Below are 3,808 nucleotides of genomic sequence, written 5' to 3'. Positions count from 1 at the left end.
CGTGGCGTTGCTCGGCGCGGGGCTGTGGTGGTACGCGGGCGCCGTCGCCGCCGTGGTCGGCACCGCGGCGCACGGGGTGTTCCTCGGCGGGGCGCTTTTGCTGTTGCGCCGTCTCGCTCGCGGGGGCGCGGCGAGTTCCCGGCGGCTGCGCCGACGTGCCATGCCCCTGGTGCTGGTCGCGGACGTCCTCCTGGTGGGCATCGGACTCACCACCGGGTGAGCCCGGGTCGCCGGTACGCGGTCAGGCCGCCGGTGCGCGGTCAGGGCTTGCGGCCCAGTCCCGCGTACACGCGCGCCTTCTCCGGATTGCGGACGGCCTCGTCCTCGGAGTCCGGCCGCCAGAGTGGCACCGGCACCACCCCGGGCTCGACCAGTTCCAGCCCGGCGAGGTAGTGCTCCAGCGTCTCGCGGGGCCGCAGGTTGACCGCGGGCCACTGGCCGAACCGGAGCTGTTCGAAGAGCTCGAACCCGGCGAGCACTTCGTCGTCCTCACCGAAGTGCGACAGCGCGAGGTGGCTGCCGGACACGGTGGCGTCGACGTAGGAGGCCACGAGCCCGGCCGGGTCCTCGCCGTCCGGGACGTGCAGCAGCAACTCGATCATCAGGACCGCCACCGGCCGGTCCAGGTCGAGCACCCGCGTCAGGTCGGGGTGGCCGAGCACCTCGGCGGGACGCCGCACGTCGGCCCCGACGAAGGCGGTGCCGGGCACGCCGTCGAGCAACGCCCGCGCGTCCGCGTCGAGCGACGGGTCCGCGTCCACGTACACCACCCGGGAGGCGGGATCGGCGGCCCGCGCGACGTCGTGGACGTATCCCGCGTTCGGCAGCCCCGAGCCGAGGTCGAGGAACTGGGTCACGCCCCGCGCGACGAGGTGGCCGACCATGCGCCGCACCAGCGACCGCTGGGCGCGCACCAGGTAGGGCACGTGTGGCGCGCACAGCTCGATGCGCTGGGCCAGTTCGACATCGGTCTCGGTGTGGTGGTCGCCGCCGACCCAGTAGTCCCGGATGCGGGCGATGTTCGGCACGACGGAACGGTCCGGTTGCGCCGGGGTGGGGAGTCCCACGTCGAGCACGCCTCCTCGTGGCTACGGGCGGCCCGAACGGCACCGCCGATCCTACTGATCGGAAACAGCTCCCGTAGTCGGCCGATCGCGCACCGTCATACCCGTCAGGACTCGAAAGTTCCCAGGACACAGGGGAATTCGACGACACACGCGAACCGACCGCGTCACTCCGCGCTCTCCCGCGTCAGTCCACTGTGGATACACGTGATCTGGCACACGTTCGGCGGCCGGTCCTGCGGAGCGCCCGGCGCGACCGCGCAGGGAAGGCCGCGCGCCCGGGGCTACGATGACCCGCGTGAAGCACCTGCACGCGGGCAAGGTCCGGGACCTCTACTCCGACGACGGCGATCTCCTGCTCGTCGCCTCCGACCGCATCTCGGTCTATGACGTGCCGCTGCCGACACCGATTCCCGACAAGGGGGCACTGCTCACCCAGCTCTCGGTGTGGTGGTTCGACCGCTTCCGCGACCTCGTTCCCAACCACCTGGTCTCGGCCACCGACGTGCCCGCCGAGTTCGCCGGCCGCGGCGTGCGGTGCAGGCCACTCACGATGATCAAGGTCGAGTGCATCGCCCGGGGTTACCTCAGCGGGTCGGGACTGCGCGAGTATCAGCGGTCGGGCACCGTCTCGGGCGTCCCGCTGCCCGCCGGCCTGGTCGAGGGAAGCGCGCTGCCCGAGCCGATCTTCACACCCACGACCAAGGCCGAGGCAGGCCACGACGAGCCGATCACCTTCGACGACGTGGTCGCCCAGGAGGGACCCGACACCGCCGAGCGCCTGCGCGAGCTGACCCTGCGGATCTATCGTGAGGGCGCCGCGCACGCCGCCGAGCGGGGCATCATCGTGGCCGACACGAAGATCGAGTTCGGTTGGGACGCCGAGGGGAACCTCACGCTCGGCGACGAGCTGCTGACCTCCGACTCGTCGCGGTTCTGGCCCGCCGACGCGTGGGAGCCCGGCAGGCCGCAGTTCGCCTTCGACAAGCAGTACGTGCGTGACTGGGCCACCTCGACCGGGTGGGACAAGACGCCGCCCGGACCCGCCGTACCCGACGACGTGGTCGAGGTGACCCGGCAGCGCTACACGGAGGCCTACGAGCGCATCACCGGCCTCACCTGGCGGCCCACCGCCTGACGGCGGCACCCGGCGTGCCCCGGCGGCGGGTGCCGCGCGCTACTCCGACGGCTGCCCGCGCACCGGCGGGCCGTCACCCCAGTGCGCCACGTGCAGGCACGCGGCGACGGCGAGCAACACGGCCCCGAAGAAGATCAGGCCGAAGTTCAACGTCATCGCTCCCAGCACGATCAACCCGATGGCGAGGACGTCGGTGACGTAGCGCAACCACCGGGACCGCAGCACGCCTCCGGTCGGCCTGCCCTGCCCGAGCGTCCTGGCCAGGTCGGGGTCGTCGTGCTCGAACCACTGCTGAATCCGTTCGAGCTCCTGCCGTTCGTGGTGGCTGAGCATGGCGTGCTCCCGAACTCGGTGGTGCGTGGACTCGTCGCGGGCTCCGGCGCACCGCCCACCGGCGCAGGCCGCGGACGGGCGACGCGCCCATACCGCGGGACTACCCCGCCGGGGCGACCACAAACGGTTTCGATTCGCTCGCAGTGGCTACCCGGGCCGGGGACGTGCCAGTGTCCGGGCCGCCGGTCGTCGACGCGGGGAGGAGAGCGCTCATGGCCGAGCCGACCGTGCGGCTCACGTCCGGGTTGCTCCGCCGCGCGGCCACCGTGTCGGCGTACCTGTTGCTCATCTTCGCCGCGTTATGGGCGCTGCGGGGCGTCACCAAGCACCTCAGCTACGTGCTCATTCCGCTGTTCGTGGCGTTGTTGCTGACCGCGTTACTCGAACCGTTGGTGAGCTGGCTGGTACGGCACCGTTGGCCGCGCCCGCTGGCCGTGGTCACGGCCCTGGTCGTCGGGCTGGTCGTGGCCGGAGGTCTGGTGACCTTCGTGGTGTTCTCCGTGCTGGACAACTTCGACCAGCTCCGCAGGCGGGTCGCGGAAAGCGTCGCCCAGGTGCAGCAGTGGCTCGACAGCAGCCCATTCCCGCTCGCGGGTGAGCTGCTCGGGCGGGTTCAGCGGTGGCTCGGCGGCAACCAGCAGGAGGTCATCACCCGGGCGCTGACCGCGTTCAGCACGGTGGGCGCGTTCCTGGTGGGCCTGGTGATCGCGATCGTGCTGTTTCTGATGTTCCTCCAGGCGGGACCGAAGATGTGGGCCTTCCTCCTGCGCCCCTGGCGGCCCGGCACCCGCGAGGTCGTGGACGACGCCGGCCGGAGGGCCTACCGCAGCGTCGTGCTCTACGTGCGGGTCACCGCCCTGGTTGCCCTGATCGACGCCGTCGGCATCGGCATCGGGCTCGCCGTGGTCGGCGTGCCACTGGCGGTGCCGTTGGCTGCGCTCGTGTTCCTCGGTGGGTTCGTCCCCTACGCGGGAGCCGTGGTCTCCGGCTTTCTCGCGGTGGCGGTCACGCTGGTCAGCAACGGCCTCGTCGCCGCACTGATCATCCTCGGCGTGGTACTGGCCGTGCAGCAGCTCGAGGGACAGGTGCTGCAACCGGTGTTGCAGGGCAACTTCTCCAACCTGCACCCCGCCGTGGTGCTCGTCGCGCTGGTGATCGGCGGCGCCGAGGGAGGCATCGCGGGGGTCCTGTTCGCGGTGCCCGTCGTCGCGGCGGCTCGCGGTGTCGTCCTCGCCGTGGCCGAGCACCGCACGGAGCCGGCGGGGGGCCCGCC

General features: G+C 71.8%; 4 protein-coding genes and 1 pseudogene. 3 read left to right on the top strand and 2 right to left on the bottom strand.

What is annotated here, in order from left to right; genetic code table 11:
• A pseudogene (locus SACSA_RS0118075) lies at positions 1 to 220 on the top strand (4-hydroxybenzoate polyprenyltransferase); the annotation flags it as partial.
• A gap of 40 nt (positions 221 to 260) precedes the next feature.
• Here SACSA_RS0118075 and SACSA_RS0118070 read toward each other — a convergent pair.
• Entirely contained in the window at positions 261 to 1,076 is an 816-nt protein-coding gene (locus SACSA_RS0118070) for an SAM-dependent methyltransferase (protein ID WP_019819138.1), read from the bottom strand.
• Positions 1,077 to 1,353: 277 nt separating this feature from the next.
• Here SACSA_RS0118070 and SACSA_RS0118065 point away from each other — a divergent pair, with 277 nt between their 5' ends.
• On the top strand, positions 1,354 to 2,202 hold the full coding sequence (locus SACSA_RS0118065) for a phosphoribosylaminoimidazolesuccinocarboxamide synthase (RefSeq protein ID WP_019819136.1): 849 nt from the start codon (positions 1,354 to 1,356) through the stop codon (positions 2,200 to 2,202).
• A 39-nt stretch (positions 2,203 to 2,241) separates the two neighbouring features.
• Here the strand turns inward: SACSA_RS0118065 and SACSA_RS0118060 are convergent, their stop codons facing one another.
• Positions 2,242 to 2,535 (bottom strand): DUF3040 domain-containing protein, encoded by a 294-nt coding sequence (locus SACSA_RS0118060; RefSeq protein ID WP_019819135.1) that lies wholly within the window; start codon positions 2,533 to 2,535, stop codon positions 2,242 to 2,244.
• Between the two features lie 212 nt (positions 2,536 to 2,747).
• On the opposite strand from SACSA_RS0118060, the gene SACSA_RS23630 reads away from it, so the two are divergent.
• On the top strand, positions 2,748 to 3,808 hold a 1,061-nt coding region (locus SACSA_RS23630; RefSeq protein WP_019819134.1), incomplete at its 3' end, for an AI-2E family transporter.

Source organism: Saccharomonospora saliphila YIM 90502, assembly GCF_000383795.1.
Classification (GTDB): domain Bacteria; phylum Actinomycetota; class Actinomycetes; order Mycobacteriales; family Pseudonocardiaceae; genus Saccharomonospora; species Saccharomonospora saliphila.
This window is presented reverse-complemented; position numbering and strand designations above follow the sequence as displayed.

Bases quoted from the DNA above. Each gene is read 5' to 3' on its own strand.
- SACSA_RS0118065 (WP_019819136.1), top strand. From the start codon at position 1,354: ATGACCCGCGTGAAGCACCTGCACGCGGGCAAGGTCCGGGACCTCTAC.
- SACSA_RS0118060 (WP_019819135.1), bottom strand. From the start codon at position 2,535: ATGCTCAGCCACCACGAACGGCAGGAGCTCGAACGGATTCAGCAGTGG.